This is a genomic window from Methylobacterium sp. 4-46 (genome assembly GCF_000019365.1).
In the GTDB taxonomy this organism is placed as follows: Bacteria; Pseudomonadota; Alphaproteobacteria; order Rhizobiales; family Beijerinckiaceae; genus Methylobacterium.
Genome location: NC_010511.1, coordinates 6278755 through 6303490 on the forward strand (window position 1 = coordinate 6278755; position 24736 = coordinate 6303490).

21 protein-coding genes are annotated in these 24736 nt (G+C 73.3%); 9 read left to right on the forward strand and 12 right to left on the reverse strand.

The features are described 5' to 3' along the window. Positions 1 to 28: 28 nt before the first annotated feature. Positions 29 to 733: a haloacid dehalogenase type II gene (locus M446_RS27610; protein WP_012335388.1), complete on the forward strand. Its 705-nt coding sequence runs from the start codon at positions 29 to 31 to the stop codon at positions 731 to 733. A gap of 647 nt (positions 734 to 1380) precedes the next feature. Here the strand turns inward: M446_RS27610 and M446_RS27615 are convergent. After that, entirely contained in the window at positions 1381 to 5196 is a 3816-nt protein-coding gene (locus M446_RS27615; RefSeq protein WP_012335389.1) for a glycosyltransferase, read from the reverse strand. A 379-nt stretch (positions 5197 to 5575) separates the two neighbouring features. On the opposite strand from M446_RS27615, the gene M446_RS27620 reads away from it, so the two are divergent. Further along, positions 5576 to 6367: an FkbM family methyltransferase gene (locus tag M446_RS27620; RefSeq protein ID WP_265576446.1), complete on the forward strand. Its 792-nt coding sequence runs from the start codon at positions 5576 to 5578 to the stop codon at positions 6365 to 6367. A gap of 583 nt (positions 6368 to 6950) precedes the next feature. Beyond that, positions 6951 to 7277, forward strand: coding sequence for a phasin family protein (locus tag M446_RS27625; RefSeq protein ID WP_012335391.1), 327 nt, complete (start codon positions 6951 to 6953; stop codon positions 7275 to 7277). Positions 7278 to 7489: 212 nt separating this feature from the next. Here M446_RS27625 and M446_RS27630 read toward each other — a convergent pair whose 3' ends face one another. Continuing rightward, on the reverse strand, positions 7490 to 8794 hold the full coding sequence (locus tag M446_RS27630; protein WP_012335392.1) for a hemolysin family protein: 1305 nt from the start codon (positions 8792 to 8794) through the stop codon (positions 7490 to 7492). Between the two features lie 243 nt (positions 8795 to 9037). On the opposite strand from M446_RS27630, the gene M446_RS27635 reads away from it, so the two are divergent. Then, positions 9038 to 10117: an SPL family radical SAM protein gene (locus M446_RS27635; protein WP_012335393.1), complete on the forward strand. Its 1080-nt coding sequence runs from the start codon at positions 9038 to 9040 to the stop codon at positions 10115 to 10117. 35 nt (positions 10118 to 10152) lie between these two features. On the opposite strand, the gene M446_RS27640 is transcribed toward M446_RS27635, so the two are convergent. Beyond that, positions 10153 to 11067, reverse strand: coding sequence for a manganese catalase family protein (locus M446_RS27640; RefSeq protein WP_012335394.1), 915 nt, complete (start codon positions 11065 to 11067; stop codon positions 10153 to 10155). Positions 11068 to 11294: 227 nt separating this feature from the next. On the opposite strand from M446_RS27640, the gene M446_RS27645 reads away from it, so the two are divergent. From M446_RS27645 to M446_RS27655, 3 genes are all read left to right on the forward strand, one after another. Further along, positions 11295 to 12821 (forward strand): outer membrane protein, encoded by a 1527-nt coding sequence (locus tag M446_RS27645; protein ID WP_265576447.1) that lies wholly within the window; start codon positions 11295 to 11297, stop codon positions 12819 to 12821. Between the two features lie 521 nt (positions 12822 to 13342). Beyond that, the gene (locus M446_RS38360; protein ID WP_012335396.1) at positions 13343 to 13864 is read left to right on the forward strand and encodes a hypothetical protein; all 522 of its coding nucleotides are present in this window, start codon (positions 13343 to 13345) and stop codon (positions 13862 to 13864) included. A gap of 138 nt (positions 13865 to 14002) precedes the next feature. Next, positions 14003 to 14740: a hypothetical protein gene (locus M446_RS27655; protein ID WP_012335397.1), complete on the forward strand. Its 738-nt coding sequence runs from the start codon at positions 14003 to 14005 to the stop codon at positions 14738 to 14740. A 200-nt stretch (positions 14741 to 14940) separates the two neighbouring features. Here the strand turns inward: M446_RS27655 and M446_RS27660 are convergent, their stop codons facing one another. From M446_RS27660 to M446_RS27685, 6 genes are all read right to left on the reverse strand, one after another. Beyond that, positions 14941 to 15774, reverse strand: a complete 834-nt coding sequence (locus M446_RS27660; protein WP_265576448.1) for an SURF1 family protein — start codon at positions 15772 to 15774, stop codon at positions 14941 to 14943. Beyond that, complete coding sequence (gene cyoD / locus M446_RS27665) at positions 15705 to 16127, reverse strand: cytochrome o ubiquinol oxidase subunit IV (RefSeq protein ID WP_012335399.1); 423 nt, start codon at positions 16125 to 16127, stop codon at positions 15705 to 15707. The genes M446_RS27660 and cyoD overlap by 70 nt, the downstream gene beginning before the upstream one ends. Beyond that, positions 16124 to 16750, reverse strand: coding sequence for a cytochrome o ubiquinol oxidase subunit III (gene cyoC, locus M446_RS27670; RefSeq protein WP_012335400.1), 627 nt, complete (start codon positions 16748 to 16750; stop codon positions 16124 to 16126). The genes cyoD and cyoC overlap by 4 nt, the downstream gene beginning before the upstream one ends. Before the next feature lie 2 nt (positions 16751 to 16752). Next, positions 16753 to 18756 carry a cytochrome o ubiquinol oxidase subunit I gene (gene cyoB, locus M446_RS27675; protein ID WP_012335401.1) on the reverse strand — a complete coding sequence of 668 codons (2004 nt, stop codon included), beginning with the start codon at positions 18754 to 18756 and terminating at the stop codon, positions 16753 to 16755. A gap of 17 nt (positions 18757 to 18773) precedes the next feature. Continuing rightward, a complete protein-coding gene (gene cyoA, locus M446_RS27680; protein WP_012335402.1) occupies positions 18774 to 20054 on the reverse strand; it encodes a ubiquinol oxidase subunit II in 1281 nt (426 codons plus the stop codon). A gap of 69 nt (positions 20055 to 20123) precedes the next feature. Continuing rightward, complete coding sequence (locus tag M446_RS27685; RefSeq protein WP_012335403.1) at positions 20124 to 21467, reverse strand: MFS transporter; 1344 nt, start codon at positions 21465 to 21467, stop codon at positions 20124 to 20126. Between the two features lie 700 nt (positions 21468 to 22167). On the opposite strand from M446_RS27685, the gene M446_RS27690 reads away from it, so the two are divergent. Both M446_RS27690 and M446_RS27695 read left to right on the forward strand, forming a co-directional pair. Next, the gene (locus M446_RS27690) at positions 22168 to 22581 is read left to right on the forward strand and encodes a PaaI family thioesterase (protein ID WP_012335404.1); all 414 of its coding nucleotides are present in this window, start codon (positions 22168 to 22170) and stop codon (positions 22579 to 22581) included. Positions 22582 to 22743: 162 nt separating this feature from the next. Continuing rightward, positions 22744 to 23151, forward strand: coding sequence for a hypothetical protein (locus M446_RS27695; protein ID WP_012335405.1), 408 nt, complete (start codon positions 22744 to 22746; stop codon positions 23149 to 23151). A 10-nt stretch (positions 23152 to 23161) separates the two neighbouring features. Here the strand turns inward: M446_RS27695 and M446_RS27700 are convergent, their stop codons facing one another. The 3 genes from M446_RS27700 to M446_RS27710 all read right to left on the reverse strand — a co-directional run bounded on the left by M446_RS27700 (position 23162) and on the right by M446_RS27710 (position 24618). Further along, entirely contained in the window at positions 23162 to 23407 is a 246-nt protein-coding gene (locus M446_RS27700) for a hypothetical protein (protein WP_012335406.1), read from the reverse strand. Between the two features lie 151 nt (positions 23408 to 23558). Continuing rightward, the gene (locus M446_RS27705) at positions 23559 to 24146 is read right to left on the reverse strand and encodes a hypothetical protein (RefSeq protein WP_012335407.1); all 588 of its coding nucleotides are present in this window, start codon (positions 24144 to 24146) and stop codon (positions 23559 to 23561) included. Between the two features lie 121 nt (positions 24147 to 24267). Next, positions 24268 to 24618, reverse strand: coding sequence for a phasin (locus M446_RS27710; RefSeq protein ID WP_012335408.1), 351 nt, complete (start codon positions 24616 to 24618; stop codon positions 24268 to 24270). Positions 24619 to 24736 lie beyond the last annotated feature (118 nt).

Below are 24736 nucleotides of genomic sequence, written 5' to 3' on the forward strand. Positions count from 1 at the left end.
GATCGCGCGCCGGACAGGAGACGCGCCGATGATGCCCCGGCCCAAGCTGATCGCCTGCGACGTCATCGGCACGCTGGTCTCGCTGGAGCGCATGCGCCCGCTCCTGACCGGCCTCGGCCTGCCGCCGGCGGCCCTGGAGATCTGGTTCGCCTCGGCCCTGCGGGACGCCTTCGCGCTGGCGATCACCGACCGGTTCGCCCCCTTCCGCCTCGTGCTGCGGGGGGAACTCGCCTCCCTGCTCTCCGCGCACGGCCTCCCGGTCCGCATGGAGCGTCTCGACGCCGTCCTCGACGGCATGGCCGAGCTCGATCCCCAGCCGGATGCCGCGGAGGCGCTCGCCCTCCTGACCGAGGCCGGCTTCCGCGTGGCGGCGCTGAGCAACGGGTCGGCCGAGGCGACCGAGCAGCTGCTCCGTCGCGGCGGCCTGCACCGCCACGTCGAGATGGTGCTGTCGATCGACCAGGTGCAGCGCTCGAAGCCCCGGGCCGAGGTCTACCTCTCGGCCGCGCAGGCCGCCGGCGTCGCGCCCGGCGAGGCGGCCCTCGTGGCCGCCCATGCCTGGGACACGCACGGCGCCAAGGTGGCGGGCCTCGGGGCGGCCTTCGTGGCGCGCGGCCAGATCTACCCCCGCGTGCTGGTGCAGCCCGATCTGCAGGGCGAGGCGCTGCGCGACGTGGCGCTCGCCCTGGCCGCGCTGGATCCCGCGCCGGCGGGCGCTCGCGCCGGCGGCTGACGGCCTCCGGCGCGCGGGCAGGTCTCGCGCGAGCCGGCGCGGGAAGCCCGCCCCGGCCCGGGCCGTCACCCGCGCCGGCTCGCGCGAATCCAGGTCGAGCCGCTCGCGGCGGTCGCCGCGCAGCCGTCTCTCGCCCCTTTCCGCACCCCGCGCGGCGATATGATCGAGCCAATCGCCAGTGTCGTGCCGCCGGCCTCGGCTCGGAGGACGACGGCTCTCCTGGGTCAACCCGGTCTTCCGCGGCATCGCCGCGCCGCGATTCCATCGCGGCGACGCGCCCTCGATCGACGCCAGCGCCGGGGCGATGAAGTCCCCGGTATTGCGCCCGAACTCGGTGTCGCGGAACGGCTCCGACATCGTCCGCATCCGATCAGGCCGCGATCGGCCGGGTCCCGTCGAATGGTCGACGGTGCGGCGGTGATTCGCCGTGCCGGGCCCGCGAGATCTCGCGAGGGTTTCGGTCCGGCGAGGATTTCGCCTGCCGCACGATTCGGCACGATATGGAGGGGCACCGGCCCGGCGCCATATGCCCGGCGGATCATGCACCACATGAACGCGAACATGATGCCGGAGGGCATGGCCATGCCGCAGGCCGGGCCGGCCCCGCACTGATCGGGCGGCCGGGCCCGGAGGCCCCCGCTCCCGGATCACGATCCCGGGCCGCGCGCGGACCCCGCCCGGAACGTCCCTTCACCCCGGTGGTCGGCGAGGCCCGCGACCTCCGGCGGGAGCCCGTCGGGCTCCTGCGGGAGCCGGTCGGAGGCGGATCCGTGCGGCCGCCGCGAGCGGGCACCGGCAGCCCTCGCGGCGCCGCGGCCCAGGATCTCGTCGTAGAGCCGCAGCAGGTCGTCGCCCTGGTCGGCCGCACGGCGCAGCGGCGGGCCGGGCGGCGGCGGCGCCTGGAACCGCGCCGGATCCGCGTCGATCGCCCCCAGCACCTCCCGCAGCGGGCCCGGCGTCGAGACGTCGATCACGAACCCGTCCACCCCCGGCCGCACCTCCTCCCCCACCGCGCCCCGGTCGCTCGCCACGACCCACAGACCGAACGCCCGCGCCTCCCGCGACACGAGACCGAAGCTCTCCGGCCACAGCGACGGCACCAGCAGCACGTCAAGCTCCCCGTACAACCCCCCGATCTCCTCCTGCGCCACGGGGCCCACGATCCGCACCGGCGTCGTCCCCCACACCTCCTCGCTCGCGGAGCCCGGCTCCCGCGACAGGTCGACCAGCGTCAGGCCCAGGCACCGGAACGGCGTCGTGCGCAGCACCACCTCAAGCAGCGGCGCCCCCTTGTGCGCCTCCAGACCCCCCACGTGGCCCAGCCGCACCCGCGGACCCCGCCCCGCCCGCCGCGCCGGTACCCGCCCCAGCGACAGACCGTTCGGCACGCTCCGCACCTCCGGGAACCCCGCCGCCCGGTACAGGCCCGCGAAGCTCTCCGACACCGCCAGCACCCGGTCCGCCCCACACAGAAGCCGCCCCAGCCGCCGCCGCCGCAGGAGCTGCGCCCCCGCCCCGTGCGGCGCGTCCGAGGCCGCCTCCAGCAGGTCCGGCGAGGGACGCACCACCTGCCCGTCCCGGTCGAGCAGGAACTGGTGGTCCGAGATCCACCAGCCGTCGTGCACCGTCACCACGTGCCGCAGGCCCCGCGCCTGCGCCGCCTCCACCACCGACCCGCTCAGCCGCTGCACGCAGTGGAAGTGCACCAGGTCCGGGCACAGCCGGTCCAGGAACTCCCCGAACAGCGCCCCCAGCGCCGGGTTGAACGGGCGCCAGTCCATCCCGGGCTCCAGCGGCGTCGACAGCCGCAGCACCGGAACCCCCCGGTAGCCGTCCAGCCGCGCCCGGCCCGCCGGCTGCACCCCCTCGTCGCTCGCCGCCACCGCGAAGGCGTAGCGCTCCCCCGCCGCCGCCAGGAAGTGGTCGAGGTTGTCGCGCACCACCCGCGTCGCCCCGCCGATCGTCTGGGGCGGGAAGAACACGTTCACCAGCAGGATCCGCGGCCGCGCCGCCGCCACGGCGGGCGCCGCCGGCCGCGCCAGCACGGACGCCACCCGCCCCGCCCCCGCCGCCAGCCCGTAATCCCGCCGCGCCTTGCGCCGCGCCGCCAGGCCGATCCGCCGCCGCAGCCCGGCATCCCCCACCAGCCGCTCCAGCGCCGAGGCCCACTCCTCGGGCGTGTCGGCAAACAGCACGTCCTCGCCCTCGACCAGGATCTCCCGGTAGGTGCGCGTCCCGCTCACCACCGAGGGCACCCCGGCCACCGCCGCCTCCAGCCACTTGATCTCGCTCTTGGCGTCCGCCGCCGCGCCGGGGGCGAGCACCGCCAGGTTCACGTCGACCCCCGACAGGATCTCCCAGTAATCCTCCACCTGCGCGGTGAAGCCGAGGCGGCGGATCCGGTCCCGGTGGGCCGCGAAGGCGGGATCGAGGGTGAGGTGGCCGGCGATCAGCAGGCGCAGCTGCGGGTGGCGCTCCAGCAGGCGCAGCAGGGCCGGGCCGGCCAGGGCGTTGAAGTCGCGGTTATGCGCCTTGGTGCCCGAGCCGTAGAACAGCGTCACGGGCGCCTCCGGGCGGGCGGGGGCGGGGTCCGGCCGGTCGAGGAAGGGGGCGTTGCGCTGGTCGAGGCCGTTGCGCAGGACGTGGCAGCGGCCCGTGCGCAGGAGCGGGCGCATGGCCTCGGCGAGAGCCGGGGTGGAGGCGAGGCCCTCGTCGCACTGGGCGAGGGCGAAGCGGAACAGGGGCACGCCGAACTGCAGCCCGACGTAGTCCTCGGGGGAGATCTGGCCCTCGAAGCTGTCGAAGGGGTCGGGGTAGCAGCGCGCGTCGAAGATGAGGTCGTCGACGTCGTAGAAGGTGGGCAGGCCGAGGGCGCGGGCGTAGAGGATGCTGTGGAGGATGTCGGGGAAGGCGGGGAGGCGGTAGAAGAGGGCGGCGCGGGCGGTGTGCAGGGCCTGGCGGAAGGCCCGGGCCTGGTCGGGGGGGAAGACGCGGACGGTCCATCCGGCGTGCTCGAGCTGGCGGCGGCGCTGCTCGACGCGGTAGTGGACGCACTGGGGCAGGTCGAGGTTGGCCAGGATGGCGACGGTCGGCCGCGGCGAGGGGACGGGCGAGGGGACGGGCGAGGGGACGGGCAAGGGGACGGGCAAGGGGGCGGCGAGGGGGAGGTCGGCGGCGAGCCGGTTCAGGGCCTCGTCCAGGAGGGCGTCGGCCTCGGCGCGGCGGCCCTGGCGGTACTCCGCGCGGGCGGCCTCGCAGGCGGCGTCGAAGGCCCGGCCGAGGATGCCGAGCCCCGCCTCGCGCCAGCGCGCGTCCTTGATCCAGCGCGGCGACGACGCCCGGACCTGCGCGCAGGCGGCCGGCAGATCTCCGGTGGCGGCCAGGCACTCGGCGGCGTGGATGTGGCTCCAGAGGCTCGACCGCGGGTCGGCCGCGGCGGCCGCGTAATCGGCGGCCGCGGCGGCGAGGTCGCCCAGGGCCCGCGCGGCCTCGCCGCGGCCGTGCAGCCGGCGGGCGGTCGGGCCGCCGCGCGCGATCGCCTCGTCGTAGGCCCGGCGGGCGAGCGCGAAGCGCTGGCGCAGCAATTCCCGCATCCCGACGAGGCCGAGGAACGCGGCCTCGTCGGGGCCGGACACCACGTCGAGACGACCCGCCGGGAACCCGAAATCGAGCCAGTGCTCCAGCACCTGCGTGCGCGGCAGGGCGGCGCCCCGGGGCAGCGCGGCCCGGTAGCCCGCGAGATCGAAGCAGCGCGGGAAGACCGTCTCGCCGATCAGGGCGGCGAGGTGGGCGGACTCGTTCGGCGCGAAGCCCCGCTCGATGCCGGTGCACAGCCAGTGCCGATAGAGCGACGCGTCGTCGGGGAGGTCCTCGACCGGGTACACGGCGCGGTAGAAGGCGGGATCGAACATCGCCTCGGCGTGGATCGGGGCCAGGCGCGCGATGCCCTGCTCCACGAAGAGACGAAGTCCCTCCGCCCGCACCCGCGGCGGGGGGCCGATCCAATCGGCATTCAGCTGGACGAACTGGGCGAGGTCGAACCGAAGCAGCCAGGATCCCGGCACCAGGCCGTGCTGCCGCAGGAAGGCCGCGAAGGCATCGGCGGCCTCGGGGTCACCGTCCCGCACCGCGACGCGCGCGAAGGCGTCGGCGTCCGACGCAATGTCGAGGGCGTAGGGCCGCTTCTCCTCGCGTCCGTGCCGCAGGTAATGGGCGATGAACTGCCAGTCCTCCGTGAACCGCGACGCGAGGTCAGGATTGAGATCGCGGTAGAGGCTCGGGCGGAAATCCTTCGGCAGCGGGCCGTGCTCGGCGCTGAGATCGGCCAGATAGCCCTCGACGCTGCTCTGCCGCCCCTCCCGGCGGCCGTGCCGGAGATAATGTTCGAGCAGCTCGCCCCGGCCGGTGAGGTGATGAAGGTCGGGGTAGAGCGTATAGTAAAAATTTTCATCAAAGTCGCTCACCCCGTCCTTCGCCGAAGGACGCCGTATTTTTCCGAGCGCAAGTCGTAAACTGCTGAAAATTCGCCTCATCTGAACGATTTGGAATACTCCAGGCCGGACAGGCATAGCACGACACGGCGGTGAAATACCCGATCGAATGGCGCGCGGTTGTAACTCATGTGAATTTCGGCCGGCCCGCAGGCCGGTGATCATCGCGCCGGCCGCGCGACCGGATGACGTCCCGTGCCCGCGACGGGGACGCGGGGGAGCGGGATGGTCGCTCGCGCCCGTCCCTCCGCCCGTCCCGGTCCGGGCGCGCCGAACCGGCCGGCACCGGCCGGGAGCCGGTCGACGCGTCCGCGCGACCGCCTCGCTCACGCAGAGGAAGACCAGGATGGGCATGACGAAGGTCGATTTCGCCGGAAAGCACTTCTACCTCGATGCGGCGGGCGGCATGGACCTCGTTGGACATCAGGTCAGCGCCGGCGCGTACGAACCGCCGCTTCCGTTCCTGATGATGGCGACGTACCTGCGCAGCGAGGGGATATTCGTCGATGTCGGCGCGAATACCGGGGTCTATTCCGTGATGGCCGGCATCCTGGCGGAGGACCGCACGGTCCTCGCGTTCGAGCCGCTCGCGGCCCTGGTCGCGGTGCTGAGACGCAATCTGGCGGCGAACGGGCTCACCGACCGGGTCACCGTCCACGAGCTCGCCCTCAGCGACGTGTCGGGGGAGGCGACGCTCCACCTCCCCGATCCGAGCCACGGCCTGCTGGAGACGAGCGCGTCCCTGGAGCACGACTTCAAGGCCGTCCACGGGACGGTCCGGGTCGCGGTCAGGACGCTCGACGAACTCGACATCCGCGAGCGGATCGCCGTCATCAAGGTCGATATCGAGGGGCACGAGCACGCCTTCCTCGGCGGCGCGCGCGAGACGATCAGGCGGGATCGGCCCTTCGTCTTCGCCGAAGTGGTCGGGCCCGCCAAGCGGGGGGCCCTGAGGGCCTTCCTGGCGGACGTGAACTACCTCGACTTCAGATTGCGGCCCGACCTGGCGATCCACGATGGCGAGGTCGTGTTCGACGAGCTGGCCTGGAACCACGCCTTCGTCCCGGCCGAGCGCCTGGAGAAGTTCAAGGAGGCCTGCGACTCCTGCGGAGTGGTCATGGTCCGCAGGTTTCGCCTGACATAGGAATATAGTCTCTTCCACGCCCGCCTGGCGCAGGGCCGGCGCCCAAGCCGCCCGTCCCCTGAACGGCCTCGATCGTCCCGGTGCCGCCCACGCCGCTCGCCGGCACCGCGCCGGAGGGGCGCGGGCCGTCGCGGCCCGCCCCGGGGCCGCGTGGGGCGCCGGGCCCCGGGAGGGCGCGCGCCGCGGTCATTCGATTTTCATCTGACCACCATCGGAACTATGCGTTCCTTTTCTGCGCTGCCGCGGCCCAGCATCCGCACCGAGAGCCGCGCGCCGGGAGGCGCCGACAGGACCGGCTCGCGGAGTCCCGAACGACGCGTCCGACAGCCCGGTTTCCCGTCCGGCCGCCCTCGGCCCGGCTCGCTCCGGCGCTCCTCGCCCTCCTGCCCGGCGGCTGCGTCGCGGCCGCGCGGCGAGGGGCCTATGCGGCGCCGCGCGCGGGTGCGCCGCCGTCGCGCGGTCGGCTGGGCGATCGCGCCCGCCAGGGTCGCGGACCGGCCCGAAGCGCACGGTCGGGTTGATCTGGGTCAAGGCCCGGCCCGTCCGCCGTGTCACCACTCACCTGCGAAGACGGGAGGACACCATGGCGAGCGAGACCAACAGGGGCGAGACCTCACGCGCGTTCGGGGCCGGCGATCCCTGGTCCGGCCTGATCCCGGACGCCGCCCTCTGGACGTCGTTCGGCGTCGACCTGCCGTTCCGGCTGAGCGCGGAGATCCTGAGCTTCGCCGCCCGGCGGCTGCAGGCGCAGTCGGAGCACGTCGCGGCGATCGGCCGGTGCAAGTCGCCGGTCGAGGCGCTCAAGCTCCAGCTCGCCTTCGTCACCCGCGCCGTGTCGGAGTATCAGCGCGAGGCGGGGACGCTCTCGCAGGACGTGGCGGATTCCGCGCGCCCGGCCAGGGCGGCCTGAGCGCCGGGGACGCTCCGAACCGATCGTCCGGACATCGGCTCGCCCGGTCGTGTGCCCGGCCCCGTGGCGGCCGCGCGCGCTCGCGGCGTCGCGCATGCGCGCATCCGCCGGGCCGCGGCGGCGCCGCCCTCCGGGATCGCCGTCAGGATCTCGCCGTGCTCCGCGTGCGGGCGGTGGATGCGGGCCCTCCGGTTCGGCCCGTGCGGGGGCGGTCAGGCCAGGTCCGGCTCCGGCTTGGCCGCGGCCTTGGCGGTGGCCAGGACCTTGTCGACGCGCCGCCCGTCCATGTCGACCACCTCGAAGCGCCAGCCGGCCACGTCGATGGCCTCGCCGGCGCGGGGCAGCCGCTGCAGGTGCGCGATGACGAGGCCCGCCACCGTCTCGTAGTCGCGCCGCTCGGGCAGGGGGACGCGCAGCTGCTCGGCCATCTCGTCCACCGGCATGCTCCCGGCCAGCAGCCAGGACCCGTCCTCCCGCCGCACCGCCTCCGGGTCGGGATCGTCCGTGTCGGCCCGGAAGGCGCCCGCGATGGCGTCCAGGATGTCGGCCGGGGTGACCACCCCGTCGAAATGGCCGTACTCGTCGTGCACGAGGGCGATGGGCACCTCGGCTCGGCGCAGGGCCGCGAGGGCGTCGAGGGCGCCGAGCCGGTCGGGCACGACCGGCGCCGCCCGGATATGCGCCCGCAGGTCGAGGGGCCGACCCTGGAGGAGGTCCGGCAGCAGGTCGCGCACCTGGACGATGCCCAGGATCTCGTCCTGGCGGCCCTCCCCGACCGGGAGGCGGGCATGGGACGTGCGCAGGAGGGTGTCGCGGATCGCCGCCTCGCTGTCGGTGAGGTCGAGGCGCGTCACCTCGGTGCGCGGGGTCATCACGCCGCGCACGGTGCGGTCGGCGAGGCGCAGCACGCCCGCGATCATCCGGTGCGCGTCGGTCTCGATCACGCCGGCCGTCTCGGCCTCGGCCACGACGGCGCGGACCTCCTCCTCGGTCACCGCCTCGGGCGGCTCCGCCGCCGCGCCGAACAGCCCGAAGATCAGCCGGGTCGAGGCGTCGAGCAGCCAGACCACCGGGCCGGCGGCGCGCGACACCGCGGCCATCGGGCCGGCGACGAGGCAGGCGATCCGCTCGGGATGGCGCAGGGCGAGGCTCTTCGGCACGAGTTCGCCCACCACCACGGAGAGGTAGGTGATCAGGCCGATCACCACCCCGTAGCCGGCGGGCTGGGCCAGGCCCGGCGACAGGCCGGCCTCCTGCAGGAACTCGGCGAGATGCTGGCCGAGCGCCGCGCCCGAGAAGGCGCCGGCGAGCACGCCGATCAGGGTGATGCCGATCTGCACCGTGGAGAGGAAGCGCCCCGGCTCCTCCGCCAGGGCGAGCGCCGCCCGCGCCCCCGCCCGGCGCTGCTCGGCCATGACCTGCAGCCGCGCCTTGCGGGCCGACACCACGGCGAGTTCCGAGAGGGAGAAGACGCCGTTGAGGAGGATGAGCAGGAGCGCGACGGCGAGTTCGAGCACGGTCCCTCGGGGCGACGGGGGCGGGGCGGCACCTTAGCAGACTTGCACGGGGCCATTCTGCTCGGTCTCCTGGTGTCGCATCAGGTTTCGCCGACGCGGTGCTTCGGTTCGCCGCCGAACCGCTGACCCCTTCGGCACCGACAGGCGGAACGACGCTTTGGTGGGGCGGCGCATCCCGGTCGATCGCCGGGCGCCGCGACCGGGACGCCGGGATCCCGGCCCGCCCGGCCGGCGTTCGCCCGCATGACCATCCGGCTTCCGCCCCGCGCCCGGCTCTGGCGCCCGCAGAGGGTGCTCGTCACGCCCGCCGCCCTCGATCACGCCCACGGCCGCCAGATGGTCGCGCGGCTCGAGGCGCTCGGCCTGCCGGTCGAGCGCCTGCGCGGCAACCGCCTCACCGGCCTCGGCGCGGAGGATCCGCGGCGGGCCTACCGGGAGGCCAAGAACACCCTGGCGGTCGTCGCCGCGCCGCCCTCCAGGCTGGCCCTGCAGCCGATCCCGCCCAGCGCCGATTGGCGCCTCGACCTCGCCGAGGGCTGCCCGGCCCATTGCCAGTACTGCTACCTCGCGGGCTCGCTCCAGGGCCCCCCGGTGACGCGCGCCTACGCCAATCTCGACGAGATCCTGGCCGTCCTGCCGCGCTACGCGGGGGCCGGCGGCGTCACCTCCGCGAGCGAGGCGCGGGCCGCCGAGGGCACGACCTTCGAGGCCTCCTGCTACACCGACCCGCTCGCGATCGAGCACCTGACCGGCTCGCTCTCCGCGACGATCCGGCATTTCGGCGCCTGGGACGCCCCGGTGCAGCTGCGCTTCACCACCAAGTTCGCCGCGGTCGCGCCATTGCTCGGCCTCGCGCATGCGCGGCGCACCCGCATCCGCTTCTCCCTCAACGCCGCGCCGGCGGCGCGCTACGAGGGCGGCACCGATCCGTTGCCGGCCCGCCTCGCCGCGATGCGGGAGGCGGCCCTGGCCGGCTACCCGGTCGGCCTGACCCTCGCGCCGATCCTGCCGCTGCCCGGCTGGCGCGACGCCTACGGCGCGCTCCTCGCCGATATCGGCGCGGCGCTGGCCGGGGTGCCGGACCTCGACCTCACGGCGGAATGCATCACCCACCGCTTCACCCCGGGCTCCAAGACCGTGCTGGAGGGCTGGTATCCGGGCTCCGACCTGCCGATGCGCGAGGAGGAGCGCAGCCGCAAGCTGACCAAGTTCGGGTCGGTGAAGTACGTCCTCCCAAAGCCGCAGATGGCCGAATTGCGCGCCGAGATCGGCGCGCTCCTCGCCGCGCGGCTGCCGCAGGCGCGGCTCCTCTACTGGACCTGACGGGCGCGGCGGGACGAGGGGCCCGCCGCGGCGGATCACCGGCTCTTCTGGTAGAGCTTGCTGGCGATCTCGAAAATCTCCTGCGGCGCGTAATCCGGCGCGAAGGCCCCGTAATTGCCGTCGAGCTCCGGGATCTTGCCGCCCTGCGGCGGTCCGTCGACGATCTCCAGCGGCCCGGGCGGGTCGCCCGGCAGTGCCACCTCGTCGTTCGACCACACCCCCGCCATCTCCGGGTAATCCGGCGAGCCGAACGTGTAGAGGCGCCGGTGGGAGCCCTCCTGCAGGTATTTCTGGCACTCGGGGACGCGGCCGAGATCGATGTTGGGCGTCGGCAGCATCTTCTCGATCTCGACCCCGGTCAGCTTCTTCAGGGCGAGCGCGTAGGCGTGGGCGTGGACGGAGCCGCGCACCAGCAGGTAGCCGCAGACCTCGCGGCCCGTCGGGTCGGACAGCGTCTCGTAGACCCGCAGCTTGTGGAGCCGCGCGCCGCATTCGAGATGGAAGTTGTGCAGGAGGTCGATGATCAGGTTCCCGGTCGTCGTCACCATGTCCATGTTCCAGGACGCGGCGTTGGCGTTCATCGGCATGGCGCCGCCCGCATTCGACAGGAATGAGCCGGCCAGACGCGCGTCCTTCATGTCCTCGAACGGGGCCTTGCTGATATCGACCTGCTCGGTCTGGTCACCGGGGCCGTTGTTGAGCAGGGCGACGCCGGTCGAGACCAGCTCGACATGGCCGAGTTCTTCGGTGAAAATGCTCGACACCAGGCTGTAGAACGGCCTCAGCTTCGATTTGTTGCGGAAATTGAAGCTCTGAAACATGTAGTTTCCGAGCGTCGACATCTCGCCGTACTTGCCGCCGAGCAGCTCCTGCAGGGCGGCGGCGGCGTTCGGATCGGGCCTCTTGGGCTGGGGCAGTTCGGCCTGCAGGCGATCGAGCCTCATGAACATCGTTCGCGTCTCCGGTCGTGCGCGCGTGCGCCGGGGAGAAGCTGACGCTGCGTCGAGATGTTCCTTCGCGCATGCGCTTTTCGGGCACCGCCGATCTCCCGCCCCCGGGATCGTGGCTCCCGGGACGCAGCCGCGGACAAAGATGCCGGCAAATCCCGACGCCTGTTCCCTGCCGGGACGGGGTCGGAGACACTGTCCCGGGAGTTCTCGGTGGGGCGCGACGGGCGATGACGACTTGTATTCGGGTGGCCGCACTGGCCGGCGCAGCGCTCGCCTGCGGGCAGGCGGCCCGCGCCGCCGACCTCGCGCCCCGCCCGGTGCCGCCCGCTCCCGCCATCGCCCTCGACTGGTCCGGCTTCTATCTCGGCGCGCAGACGGGCGGGTTCGCGACCGGCCAGGGCCGGCGCACCTTCGTCAGCGGCGACGGCGGCGGCCTCACCCCGACCGTGTTCGGGGGGCGCGGCGGGCGGACCGGGATCGTCGCCGGGACCGTCGAGGGGCGCACGATCTTCGAGGGCGTCCATGCCGGCTACAACTGGCAGCGGGGCGACCTCGTCGGCGGGGTGGAGGGCGACCTCAGCGCCGCCGGGCCGCTCGACGACGTGCTGGCCAGCCTCCGGGGGCGCGTCGGCGTCGCGACGGGGCGCGCGCTCGTCTACGGCACGGCCGGCCTCGGGATCCTCTCCGCGCCGGGGGGACGGCTCGGCGTCTTCGTCGGCGGCAACGGCGGCAACGGCGGCAATGCCGGGCCGGGGGGCGCGGGCGGCGCGGGCGGCAACGGCTTCGGGACGCTCACAATCTCCCAGCCGGGCGCGACGCGCCTCGGCTTCGCCGGCGGCGCCGGGCTGGAGGTCAGGCTCACCCCGCGGGTCGGGGCGGGGGTCGAGGCCCTCTACTTCCTGTTCGACAAGGGCAGCCCCGGGATCCCGCGCGAGGCGCTCACCCTGCGCGGGCGCCTGACCTACCATTTCGGGGCCGAGGACCCGGCGGAGGGGCCGGGCGCCGCGCCCGCCTTCGGCGCCGCGCCCGCTTGGGGCGCCGCGCCCTCTTGGGGCGCCGCGCCTTCCTGGGCCGGCCTCTATCTCGGGGCGCAGTTCGGCGCCCTCTACAGCCCCTCGGGAACCCGCCTCGCCGCGGCGGCCCTGGCGAACGGCGAGGCCGGCGGGGCCGGTACCCGCGGCATCGACGGCGGCGGCGGGGGCGGCGGCGCCGTGGCCTTCGCGGCCCTGCAGCGGGGCGCCTCGGCGCTCGGCGGGCTGCATCTCGGCGCGAACGCGCAGAGCGCCCGCCTCGTCTACGGCGCCGAGGCCGACATCGATGCCGGCACCGACGCCAACCACCGCGTCCTCGGCAGCCTGCGCGGGCGCCTCGGCTGGGTGCTGGACCGCGACCTCCTGCTCTACGGCACGGCCGGCCTCGGGCTGGCGCGGGACGAGGGGGTTCGGCTGGTCTTCGCCGGCAATGGCGGCCCGGGCGGCAATGGCGGCCCGCTCGTCGCCGGGCCCGGGGGCGCCGGCGGCGCGGGGGGGCAGGCCCTCGCCCTGCGCGCGGCGGACACCCAGGTCGGCTTCGTCGCGGGGGCCGGCCTGCAGGCGCGCCTCACCGACCGTCTGACGGCGGGGGTCGAGGGGCTCTACTACGGTTTCCGGGCGAGCGGCGCCGCGCTCCCCGGCGCGGGCCGCGCCGTCGCGGCCGGGCGGGACAACGACGCCGTCGTGCTGCGCACCCGTCTCTCGTTCAGCCTGCAGCCCTGAGGGCGCGCGCCCGGCCCCGGTGCCGCGTGCGGGCCGGCACACACGGGGCCGCGCGAAGGTCCTACAGCTGTCGGTGCCGACGGTCTCCCGCAGGCGAACCCGGACCGGGTCGAACAGGGGGCAACCTTCGGGTGGACCGCTCACGACGACCAGCACGCAGAAGGATTCGGCCGGCGCAAAGCGCGCCGGTCACGGTGCCCGGCCCCGCCGGGCACTTCCGGATCCTGCTCGGACACAGTACCGACAAGCAGACGCGATCTCTGAACTGAATAAATAAACAGCGTTCAGTCTTCATTCAGTCAGAATAGAGCATGGTTAACACAACAAAGCAGATCATGCAGCCATCTCGGAACTAACCCCATCGCAGTGGGGCGCCGGCGGCAAGAACAGGTCAGCGTCTGGATTGAACGACGGGGCGAGAGCGCTCGTCCCGAATGCTGAAACGCGGCCGAAATCCGGGATTTCGGAGCGCACCCCCTCGATCGGACAACCCATCACACGCGACACGACAGGAGAGCACCATGAAGAAGACGATGATCACCATCATGTCGGCGGTCGGCATGTTCGCGCTCTCGCACCAGGCCTTCGCCTTCGGGCAGGGCGGCAGCGGCGGGGCCGGCGGCGGCGCCTATTACGGCGGCTACGGCGGCATGGGCGGCGGCGGCGGCGACGGCATCCACGGCGGGCGCGGCGGCAATGGCGGGCGCGGCGGCACCGGGGCCTATGGCGGGGCCGGCGGCGGCGGCGGCTGGGGCGGCTCGGGCTCCTACGGCGGGCGCGGCGGCGGTGGCGGGGCCGGCGGCGGCGGCTACTACGGCGGGGCCGGCGGCGGCGGCGGCGGCGGCGGCTCGGGCGCCTACGGGGGCCAGGGCGGCAATGGCGGGCGCGGCGGCATGGGCAGCCATGGCGGCGTCGGCGGCTCGGGCGGCGGCGGCGGCTCGGCCGCGGGCTACGGCAACCGGGGCGGCAGCGGCGGGGCCGGCGGCAACGGCAGCTACGGCGGCGTCGGCGGGGCCGGCGGCCAGGGCGGCAACTCCTACTGAGCCCTGCCGATATCCTCGGTACAGGCCGCGGCGGCGTCGGACGCCGCCGCGGCCGAGCGAATCCGGGTCCGCGAGCGGACGCGATGACCGCCTCGCGGGCCCGATCACGGGCCTCGTCATCGCATGGGAGGCACACCGATGAGGATGATCTCTGCCCTGACCGCGACGCTCGGAGCCGTCGGGCTCGCCGGCCTCCTCGGGGCGGCCGCGCTGGCCCAGGCCGCGCCGGTCTCCTCGCCGCCGCGCGAGCCCGCCGCGACGCCGGCCGGATCGAGCGACGGTGCCGGCCTCCCCGGACTGCCGGGCGGCCGCGGCGGCGCGCCGGGCCGGATCGGCGCGCCGGGCCGGGACGCGGGCGAGCCCGAGCGTCTCGCCCTGCGGCGCTACTGCGCGGCGCTGCTCACCGGGCAGCCGACCGAGGCGCGCTCGCCGCACCGGCCCGAGGAATGCGCCGTGCTGTTCGGCACCGCGGCCGAGCCCGGCCAGCCGGGGCGGGGCGGCAACGGTGCCGGCTTCCCGGGCCTGCCCGGCGGCCGCGGCGGCCAGAGCGGCGCGGTCGCGCCCTCGGACTTGGCGGAGTCGCCGGCGGGATCCTGCCGGGACCTGCTCCCGCCGCCCGAGGAGGGCCTGCCCCCGGGCGAGGGAATGCCGACCGAGTGCCGGGACGACCTCGCCCCGCCCGACGGGAGCGGCTCCCGGCGCGACGGGTCCGCGAGCCGGCGGGCGGGCGCCGACGGGCCGAGCCGCTCGGGCGGGATCGGCGGCCGCGGCGGGGCGGCCGGGGCCGGACCGGGCGGCGGAGCCGGCGGGGCTGGGGGTGCGGGCATCGGCGGCGGCGTCGGCGGGCGCGGCGGGGCGGGCGGCGCGGGCTACTGAGCCCCGTCGCCGAGGGCGTCGCCGGTCCGGCGCAGCGACGTGGCCGGGGTGCCGGCCCCAAGCGGAACCGCCGCACCCGGGTCCGCTCGGGCGACTGATCCCACATCCGCTCGATCCCTTCGGGATGGCGGATGTGGGCGTCGCTCAGGCGCCGCGCGGGCTCGCGATCCGGGATCCGCGTTGATCGACCGGATCCCGGATCAGCTCTCCCGCAGGCCGAGCCGCCGCGGGAGCAGGCCGGGCCGCAGGATGTCGAGGGTCACGGTGAGCGCCCCGGCCGCGGCCATCAGCGCGAGGGTGCCCCAGGTGATCGCGTAGACCAGGTGGTTGTTGGGGAAGGCGATCACCGTCAGCCCGCCGACCGGCAGCCCGGTCTCGCCCGGCGCGCGCGCCGCGTCGACGAAGTAGGGGGCGACCCGCGACAGGCCGCGCGCCGCCGCGATGGCGGCGACGTCCCGGGACACCCAGCGCCCGGCGGCCGGGTCGTTCGCCTGGAGGAAGGCGCCGTGCGGCTCGGAGAGGCGCAGCAGCCCCTCGACCGTGACGGGGCCGGGCGCGAGGGGCCGCCAGCCGGCCGGGTCGCGCCGGTCCGCCGGGACGAAGCCGCGGTTGACGAGGATCACCGTCCCGTCGTCGCGCGCGAGCGGCGCGAGGACCCAGGCGCCGCCGCCGAGCTCCGTCACGGCCTGGACCAGCGTCGCGCGGTCCGGCAGCCACCGGCCCGTCGCGGCGACGCGGCGGTACTCGTCCGAGGCGGCCGTGACCTGCGCCCAGCGCGCCGGACCGGGCGCCGGGACCGGGGGCGCGTGGACCCGTGCCTCCACGCGGGCGATCAGGTCGAGCTTCCAGGCGCGGCGATGGACCTGCCAGGCCGCGAGGGCGACGAGCCCGGCCACGACGAGGAGCGCCGCCGCGTCGAAGGCGAGCAGGGCGGCGATCCGCCGCCCCGTCGGGCGCCGGCCGGTCAGGGCCGCTGCAGCGCCTCGTGCGGCGACATCGGCATCATGTTCTGGTCCATGTGGTACATCACCCATATCGACCCGGCCAGCGTGATCACGACCAGCGTGAGCGTGAAGACCAGCGCCATGAAGGTCCAGCCGCCCTCCGACTTCGTGTTCATGTGCAGGAAGTAGATCATGTGGACCACGATCTGCACCGCCGCGAGCGCCATGATCACGATGCTGGTGACCAGCGTGTCGTCGAGGGTGTTGGCCATCACCAGCCAGAACGGGATGGCGGTGAGGATCACCGACAGCACGAAGCCGGTCACGTAGCCGCGGAAGCTGCCATGCGCCCCCCCGGGATGGTGGGCGCTCCCGTGCGCGCCGTCCCCGGCCCCCGCGTCGTGGGCCTTGCGCGGAAGGTCCGCCTGCGCCACCGCGCTCATCGCATGGCTCCCATCAGGTACACGAAGGTGAAGACGCCGATCCAGACCACGTCGAGGAAGTGCCAGAACATCGACAGGCAGAGGAGCCCGCGCCGGGTCTCGGCGACCAGCCCGTAGCGCCGCAGCTGCGCCAGCAGGGTGAGGAGCCAGACGATGCCGAAGGTCACGTGCAGCCCGTGCGTCCCGACCAGCGTGAAGAAGGCGGACAGGAAGGCGCTGCGCTGGGGCGTGGCGCCCTCGTGGATCAGGTGGCCGAACTCGTAGAGTTCGATCATCAGGAAGCCCGCCCCGAACAGGCCGGTGATGATCAGCCAGCGCCGGGTCATGTCGAGCCGGTCCTTGTCCATCTCCAGCATGGCGAAGCCGTAGGTGATGGAGGACAGCAGCAGCAGGCTGGTGTTCAGCGCGACGAGCCGCAGGTCGAACAGGTCGGCCCCGGACGGGCCCGCCGCGTAGTTGCGGCCCAGCACGCCGAAGGTGGCGAACAGGACCGCGAAGATGAGGCAATCCCCCATCAGGTAGACCCAGAAGCCGAGCAGCGTGCCGCCGTCGCCGTGGGCGTGCTCCTCGGTCTCGTAGAAGACCGGCGCGGTGGCGCCGGGCGGAGCGGTGGTCTCGTGCATGGTCACGCCCCCTCGGCCAGCTGCGCCGGCCGGCTGCTCTCGAGCCGGACGACGTCCTCGGCCGGGATGTAGAAGTCCCGGTCGTGGTCGAACGTGTGCCGGATCGCGGTGGCGATCAGCGCCACGAAGGACAAGGCCGCCAGCCACCAGATGTACCAGATCAGCGCGAAGCCCAGCACCGTGCTCAGGCCGGCCAGGACCACGCCGGCCGCCGTGTTCCTGGGCATGTGGATGGGCCGGAAGCCCTGCATGGGCCGGTCGTGGCCGCGCCGCTTCATGTCCCACCAGGCGTCGTGGTCGTGGATGATGGGCGTGAAGGCGAAGTTGTAGGGCGGCGGCGGCGAGGTGGTCGACCATTCGAGCGTCCGCCCGCCCCAGGGATCGCCGGTGAGGTCGCGCAGCTGCTCGCGCCGGAGATAGCTGACCACGATCTGGACCACGAAGGCCAGGATCCCGGCCAGGATGATGAAGACCCCGACCGCCGCCACGGTCAGGTAGGGCTGCACGGCCGGGTCCTCGAAGTGCTGGGTGCGGCGCGTCACGCCCATCAGGCCGAGCGCGTAGATCGGCGCGAAGACCGTCCAGAAGCCGATGAGCCAGCACCAGAACGAGACCTTGCCCCAGAACGGATCGAGCTTGTAGCCGAAGGCCTTGGGATGCCAGTAGTTCACCCCGGCGAGCAGCCCGAACACCACGCCCCCGATGATCACGTTGTGGAAGTGGGCGACCAGGAACAGGCTGTTGTGCAGCACGAAGTCCGCCGGCGGCACCGCCAGGAGCACGCCGGTCAGCCCGCCGAGCACGAAGGTCGGGATGAAGCCGATCACCCAGATCATCGGCGTCTCGAACCGGATCCGCCCGCGATACATGGTGAACAGCCAGTTGAACACCTTCGCGCCGGTCGGGATCGAGATGATCATGGTGGTGATGCCGAAGAAGGCATTGACGTTGGCGCCCGACCCCATGGTGAAGAAGTGGTGCAGCCAGACCAGCCAGGACACCAGCGCGATCACCATCGTGGCGTAGACCATCGAGGTGTAGCCGAACAGCCGCTTGCCGCAGAAGGTCGAGACCACCTCCGAGAAGATCCCGAAGGCCGGCAGGACCAGCACGTACACCTCCGGATGCCCCCAGATCCAGATCAGGTTCATGTAGAGCATCGAGTTGCCGCCGAAATCGTTCGTGAAGAAGTGCGTTCCCACGTAACGATCGAGGGCGAGCAGGGCCAGGGTCGCGGTCAGGACCGGGAAGATCGTGACGATGATGGCGTTGCTGGCGAGCGTCGTCCAGCAGAAGACCGGCATCTTCATCATGCTCATGCCGGGCGCCCGCATCTTCACGATCGTGACGATGAGGTTGATCCCCGACAGGGTGGTGCCGACGCCCGCGACCTGCAGGCCCCAGATGTAGTAGTCGACCCCGACCCCGGGCGAGTAGGCGGCGCCGGAGAGCGGCGGGTAGGCGAGCCACCCGGTGCGGGCGAACTCGCCGACGAACAGGGACAGCATCGTGAGCGCGGCGCCGCCGGCCGTCATCCAGAAGCTGAAATTGTTGAGGAACGGGAAGGCGACGTCGCGCGCCCCGATCTGCAGCGGCATCACGTAGTTCATGATGCCGGTGACGAACGGCATCGCCATGAAGAAGATCATGATCATGCCGTGGGCGGTGAAGACCTGGTCGTAATGGTGCGGCGGCAGGTAGCCCTCGGAGGCGCCGACCGAGAGCGCCTTCTGGGTGACCATCATCAGCGCGTCCGCGAAGCCGCGCAGCAGCATGATGATGGCGAGCACGACGTACATGATGCCGATCTTCTTGTGATCGACGCTGGTGAACCATTCCCGCCAGAGGTAGCCCCACTGGCCGAGCCAGGTGATGGCGCCGAGCAGCAGCACGCCGCCGGCCGCCACCGCCAGGAAGGTCCCGACCAGGATCGGCTCGTGGTACGGGATCGCGTCGAGCGTCAGGCGCCCGAAGATCAGTTGCTGGAGATCGAGGTTCGAGACCATGCGGACGCTCGTCGGAATCAGTGCTGGTGGGGTTGGGCGGGCCGGTCGTTCAGCTGGGCCGGTGCCGGCTCCCCGCTGCCGGGCGGGGCGACGCCGCCGCCCGGTCCGGGCTCGCCCCGGGGTGGGTTGATGCCGCCGCGGCTGAGCTCCTGGTCGCGGGGCTTCATGCCCTCGGGCTGGACGGAGCCGAGCGGCGGGCGCCCGGAGGCGGGCGCCGTGGCCCCGGGCGGCTCGTGGCCGCTCTCGAGCCGGCGGTTGTCGTAGTCGAGCCTGTCGCGGTTCGCCTCGCTGTCGCGGCCGGCGCCGCCCGCCTTGTCGATGTGGTGCATCTCGGCGACGCACATCCGGCCGGGCTCGACGCAGAGCCCCAGGATCGCGTCGTAGAGGCCGCTCTCGACGCGGCCGTAATAGCGGACCGGATCCGCCTCGCTCGGCTTCTCCAGCGCCAGGTAGGCGGCGCGGTCGAGCGCCGTCCCGGACGCCTTCACCTTCGCCACCCAGGCGTCGAAGCCCTGCTGGCTCAGGCTGCGGAAGTCGAAGTTCATCCGCGAGAACCCGGACCCGCTGTAATGCGCCGACTGGCCGCGGAAGTCGCCCTCGTGGTTCATCACCGCGTGCAGGTTCGTCTGCATGCCCGGCATGGCGTAGATCATCCCGGCCAGCGCCGGGACGTAGAAGGTGTTCCAGACCGACGAGGAGGTGATCTTGAAGGCGATCGGCACGTTCGCGGGCGCCGCCATCTCGTTGACCGTGGCGATGCCGAGGTCCGGGTAGAGGAACAGCCACTTCCAGTCGAGGGCGACGACCTGGACGTTGAGGTGGTCGATGCCGGGCGGGACGGGCTTGTTGGGCCCGATCCGGGCCAGCGGGCGGTAGGGATCCAGGGTGTGCGTGCTCACCCAGGTCATGGCGCCGAGCGCGATGATGATCAGGAGCGGCACGGTCCAGATCACCACTTCGAGCTGGGTCGAGTGGTGCCAGTCCGGATCGTAGGGCGCGTCGTGGTTCGAGGCGCGGTAGCGCCACGCGAACACGAAGGTGAGCGCGATCACCGGCACGATGACGAGCAGCATCAGCGCGGTGGAGGCCAGGATGAGGTTGCGCTGCTGGATCGCCACGTCGCCGGACGGATTCATGACGACGAGGTTGCAGCCCGCGAGCGATCCCGCGACGGCGAGGAGCGCGCCCGCGCGCAGCCCCGCGCGCAGGGCCGCGCCCAGCCCGGCGGGCGGGGCCGCGCGGGCGGCGGGGGAGGGGGCGGCGGGAGCGGGGACGGACGGCATGGCGAGGGCGGTCACTCCATTCTCCGTCGCCGCCCGAGGCGGCGAACCGGCACCGGATGGGTGGGGGCTGTCGGCATCCGCGGCTCAGACCTGCCGGATCTCCGACCGGGAGAGGGTGAGCACCAGCAGGGTGGTGACCGCCCCCGACAGGAGGTAGAGGCCGACGCAGGCGAGCCCGTAGCGCGCCGACAGGAACAGGACGATCAGCGGCGCGAAGCCGGCCCCGAGCAGCCAGGCGAGGTCGTTGGTGAGCGCCGCGCCCGTGTAGCGGTAGCGCTGCTCCAGCCGCGCGGTCACGGCGCCGGAGGATTGCCCGTAGGACAGGCCGAGCAGGGCGAAGCCGGCATTCACGTAGATGGTCTGGCCGATCGCGTTCTCCTCGACGAGCAGGGGCGCGATGGTGCTGCCGATGGCGAAGATCGCGATCAGGCCGGCCGAGAGGATCAGGAGCCTGCGCCGGCCGATCTGGTCGGCGATCAGGCCCGAGGCCAGCACCGCGCCGGCGCAGATGAAGGCGCCCGAGCACTGCACCATCAGGAACTCGCCCGCCGAGCGCTGGGTGAACAGCGTGATCCAGCTGATCGGAAAGACCGTGACGAGGTGGAACAGCGCGAAGCTCGCGAGCGGGATCAGCGCGCCGATGAGCAATTCGCGCGCGTGGCTGCGGATCAGCGGGAGGATCGGCGAGGGTTCGAGCCTGCGCCGCTCCAACAGGTTCGCGAATTCCTCGGTCGCCACCAGCCGCAGCCGCGAGAACAGCGCCACCACGTTGATGGCGAAGGCGCAGAAGAACGGGTAGCGCCAGCCCCAGTCGATGAAGTCGCCCTCCGAGAGGTTGAGCAGGAAGAAGGCGAACAGCACGCTCGCCACGATGAAGCCGATCGGCGCGCCGAGCTGGGGCAGCGCCGCGTAGAAGCCGCGGCGCTCGATCGGGGCGTTGAGGGCGAGGAGCGAGGCGAGCCCGTCCCAGGCGCCGCCGAGGGCGAGGCCCTGCCCGAACCGCAGGATCCCGAGGAGGTAGAGGGACCAGGGGCCGATTTGCTCGTAGCTCGGCAGGAACGAGATCGCCATCGTGGAGAAGCCGAGCAGGAACAGCGCGGCCGTCAGCTTGACGCCGCGGCCGTGGCGCCGGTCGATGGCGGTGAAGATCACCGAGCCGATCGGTCGCGCGATGAAGGCCAGCGAGAACATCGCGAAGGCGTAGAGCGTCGCCGTCAGCGGCTCCGCGAAGGGGAAGAAGACCTTGGGGAAGACCACCACCGAGGCGATCGCGAACACGAAGAAATCGAAATACTCGGCGGCCCGGCCGATGATGACGCCGATCGCGATCTCGTTCGGCGAGACCTTGTGGTCGCTGGACACCAGGCGGGCGTCGCGCTCGAGCGGCCCGGAGGAGGGCGGCGCACCCTGAACCTGATCTATTGCCATCTGGGCGGTCCCCCTTCCCGTCAGAACAGTCCGGCGGCGCCATAAAAGGCCAATCGTGGCATCGTCGCAAGGTCGAAAGGAGGCATGGCCGGCAATGAAATCTGTGTTATTGTCGAGCTTGCCGGTCAACCAACGGGCGAGCGTACCTTAAAGACAGACGGGATACAGGAGAGCAGAGGCGGAGTTCTGGCAAGCAGAGTGCCCCGCCGCGCGCCGAATGAGCGCGAGCGGTCGGCAGACGAGCGCGAGATTCGGCCAGTTCCGCCAGGATTGCGACGGGCCGCCGCAATGAAGCGGGGGGAGTGGATCCGGCGGAGCGGCGCCCCCGCCGGTCCGATCCGGCCGTGAATGGGCGACCGTCACCGTGTGCGGCCGGTGGAGCGCGGTTCCGGGCGGCCGGCGCGGCCGCGCCCAACCATCCAGCCGAGTCCTGTGCGCGCCGTGAGCTGCCCTCATCCTGCCCGGCCGGCCGCTTCTTCGCGCGGATGCGGCCGGTTCCCGGCGCCGAGGTCGGCGCTTGCTTGGCGGCCCGGGGGCGCGACGGGGCGGCGGCGGCGCGTTGCCGGCCCCCTCGCGCGGCGCGTCGCCCGCCCGCCGCCGGCGCACACGCGGTCGTGATCGGCGCGCCCGCATCCCCGGGCCCTGGCGGGCCGGTCCGGGCGATGAGACAAGGGGCCGGGACGTTCAGGGAGGAGACGCGGTGGCAGCCCCGTTCGATCCGGCCGCGGCCGGCTGGGAGCGAGTCGACCTGTCCGAGTTCATGGACCTGATCGGGCCGATCTGGCAGCGGCCCGGCGGGACGGGCCTCCTCTACGGCCTGCTCACCGCGGAGAAGCACCGCAACCGCAACGGGGTCGTGCACGGCGGCGTGATGGCGACGCTCCTCGACATGGCCCTCGGCCGCGCCTCCGCGCAGGCCCAGGGCGGCCGCAAGCAGGCCACGATCAATCTCGACGTGCAGTTCCTCGCTCCCGTCCGAGCGGGCGAGTTCCTGGTGGCCGAGTGCCGCGTCGTGCGGGCCACCCGCGCGATCATGTTCATGCACGGGAGCCTGAGCGTGGAGGCCCGGGTCTGCGCGGTCGCGCAGGGCACCTGGAAAATCCTGGGAGCCTGAGCCGAGTCCCCCTCTGGCCGAGTCCCCCTCTGGCCGAGTCCCCCCCTCTGGGCGAGTCCCCCTGGCCGGGCCGTCCGGCGCGCCGCGACGGCGGCGCGGAACGACCGGCGGCGACGATTCGTTAACCGCCATCTTCAACGGCCCGCTCGGGAGGCCCACGCGATGGGATTCGGTTTCCTCCTCTTCCTGGTGATCGCCTGCGGGCTGCCGCTCCTGGCGCTGTTCGTCCTCGGCCCGCGCGTGCCGGATCACGCCTGGGCCGCCCTCGGGTCCGGGGCGCAGCGGGCCGCGCAGGCCCGCCCGGCGGCGGGGGGTCACGCCGCGACCGTGCCCTCCCAGGCGACGGCGGCCGGCGCCCACGAGCAGCGGGAGCGGCTCACCTCCGTCCAGGGCGCGGATCTCGAGCACGGCCTCGTCAGCAACACGGCCCGGGTCGGGGACGGCACCGACCGGCGGATGGACGGCACCACCCCGATCGGGAGCGGGGCCGAGCGGGACGGCGGGAGCCAGGCCGAGACGATGAAGCCCGGTGCGGAGGATGCGCGGGCCGCGCCCGACCGCCTCGCCTGAGGCGGGCGGCTCACGCCGCGAGCCGGCGCCGGTTGTCGGCGACCTGCTCGCGGTATCGCACGATGACGTCGCCGCAGCTGCCGCCCGCCATCAGCGTGCCGGCGGCTTCGAGCGCCGCGTTCACCTTCTCGCTCACCATCAGCTGCGCTTCGAGGCAGCCGTCGAGGCCGCCCAGGACCAGCCTCATCAGCCGCAGCTCGACGACGCTCTGGGCCTCCACGAGGAGCAGGGCGGCGTCGAGGCAGGACTTGATCACGGCAGGTCCTCGGAGCGGATCGGGGGATCGGAGCGGCGGCGGGTCTGTCACCACATCCGCCTGATCCCTTCGGGATGGCGGATGGGGGCTTCGCTCACGCGCCGCGCGGGCGCGTGATCCGGGATCCGCTTGGGATCAACCGGATCCCGGATCAGGCGGCTCGCAGGCCGCCGGTCACGAGGGCGCCGAACAGCCTGCTCGCCGCCGTCAGGGCGCGGATGGCCTCGGCGTTGCTGGCCAGGACGACGTCGACCGGGGTCCGCGCCTTCGCCAGGACGCGGCCATAGGTCAGCTTCGCCTTCAGTTCGGCCTCGACGTAGGAGAGCCAGAGGCCGTTCTGCGCGGCCAGCTTGCCGAGGAGATCGGAGGCGGCCGGAGCGGGATCGCCGCCGGAATCGGGGGCGGCCGCGTCGGAGCGGACGGGCTCGCTCGCGACCGGCGCGGCGACCTCGCCCTGAATCTCGGGCCCGGCCTGGTCGGCCTGGACCGCGACCGGCTCGGAAGGCACCGCCTCCTGGAAGGACGCCTCCTGGAAGGGCACCTCCTGGAAGGAGGCCGCGTCCGCGAAGGGCGCCGCCTCCGGCGCGAGGACCTGGGGCGCCTCCTGGCCGTCATAGCCCGCGGACCCGTCGGCGGCGAAGGTGTCGAGGGCGGCCTGCTGATCGCCGGAGGGCGACCACGCGGCCTGCTGCTCGCCCGCCTCGGTGGTCTGGTCGCCGGATATCACTGCCTCGTTCATCGCACTCCCCCTCTGGGCCGATGGTGAACGCCTACCGCGTCTCGCCGCCATGGCGCCGCTCCTTCACGTCGGAGGCTGGCCCGCGCGTCCGAAGAGGCGTGGGCTCGCCTTGCGGATCGCGTTACGCGGCCTTGGCGACCGAGTAGATCTCCTTGGCCTGGGCCTGGAGCGCGTCGAACTGGGCGCGGATGTACTCCGCCTGGATCTGGCCGGCTTCCTGGAGGTCGCGGGCGCGGATGATCTTGTGGGCGACGTCGAAGGCCGCGTTGGCGTTCTGCTCGGCGAAGGCGAGGCCGCGGGTGTAGGCGGCGCCGGCCGGAAGCGGGTACGCCTTCAGCGAGGACTGCATGGTCTCGTTGATCTTGCGGGCGTTGCCGAAGAACGCGGTCACGGCCTTGTGGGCCTGCTCGACGCTCTTCTCGGCGAAGTCGCGCAGCTCGGCGGGGACTTCGAAGGGGTTCTGAACGGTCATGGGCGTCTCTCGGCGTTTGGATCGCACCGCTTTTGTGCGGCGCACCACATTTGCTGCAACGCAGCAAAAGCCGCAACCCCGCCGGCTGGCTTAAGCCGTTCGGTCGAGGCACGATGAC

Coding starts and splice junctions, on each gene's coding strand:
- M446_RS27655 (WP_012335397.1), top strand. CDS start 14,003: ATGAGGATGATCTCTGCCCTGACCGCGACGCTCGGAGCCGTCGGGCTC.
- M446_RS27705 (WP_012335407.1), bottom strand. CDS start 24,146: ATGAACGAGGCAGTGATATCCGGCGACCAGACCACCGAGGCGGGCGAG.
- M446_RS27660 (WP_265576448.1), bottom strand. CDS start 15,774: ATGGGTGATGTACCACATGGACCAGAACATGATGCCGATGTCGCCGCA.
- cyoB (WP_012335401.1), bottom strand. CDS start 18,756: ATGGTCTCGAACCTCGATCTCCAGCAACTGATCTTCGGGCGCCTGACG.
- M446_RS38360 (WP_012335396.1), top strand. CDS start 13,343: ATGAAGAAGACGATGATCACCATCATGTCGGCGGTCGGCATGTTCGCG.
- cyoD (WP_012335399.1), bottom strand. CDS start 16,127: ATGAGCGCGGTGGCGCAGGCGGACCTTCCGCGCAAGGCCCACGACGCG.
- M446_RS27645 (WP_265576447.1), top strand. CDS start 11,295: ATGACGACTTGTATTCGGGTGGCCGCACTGGCCGGCGCAGCGCTCGCC.
- M446_RS27610 (WP_012335388.1), top strand. CDS start 29: ATGATGCCCCGGCCCAAGCTGATCGCCTGCGACGTCATCGGCACGCTG.
- cyoC (WP_012335400.1), bottom strand. CDS start 16,750: ATGCACGAGACCACCGCTCCGCCCGGCGCCACCGCGCCGGTCTTCTAC.
- M446_RS27685 (WP_012335403.1), bottom strand. CDS start 21,467: ATGGCAATAGATCAGGTTCAGGGTGCGCCGCCCTCCTCCGGGCCGCTC.
- M446_RS27635 (WP_012335393.1), top strand. CDS start 9,038: ATGACCATCCGGCTTCCGCCCCGCGCCCGGCTCTGGCGCCCGCAGAGG.
- M446_RS27695 (WP_012335405.1), top strand. CDS start 22,744: ATGGGATTCGGTTTCCTCCTCTTCCTGGTGATCGCCTGCGGGCTGCCG.
- M446_RS27625 (WP_012335391.1), top strand. CDS start 6,951: ATGGCGAGCGAGACCAACAGGGGCGAGACCTCACGCGCGTTCGGGGCC.
- M446_RS27710 (WP_012335408.1), bottom strand. CDS start 24,618: ATGACCGTTCAGAACCCCTTCGAAGTCCCCGCCGAGCTGCGCGACTTC.
- M446_RS27640 (WP_012335394.1), bottom strand. CDS start 11,067: ATGTTCATGAGGCTCGATCGCCTGCAGGCCGAACTGCCCCAGCCCAAG.
- M446_RS27620 (WP_265576446.1), top strand. CDS start 5,576: ATGACGAAGGTCGATTTCGCCGGAAAGCACTTCTACCTCGATGCGGCG.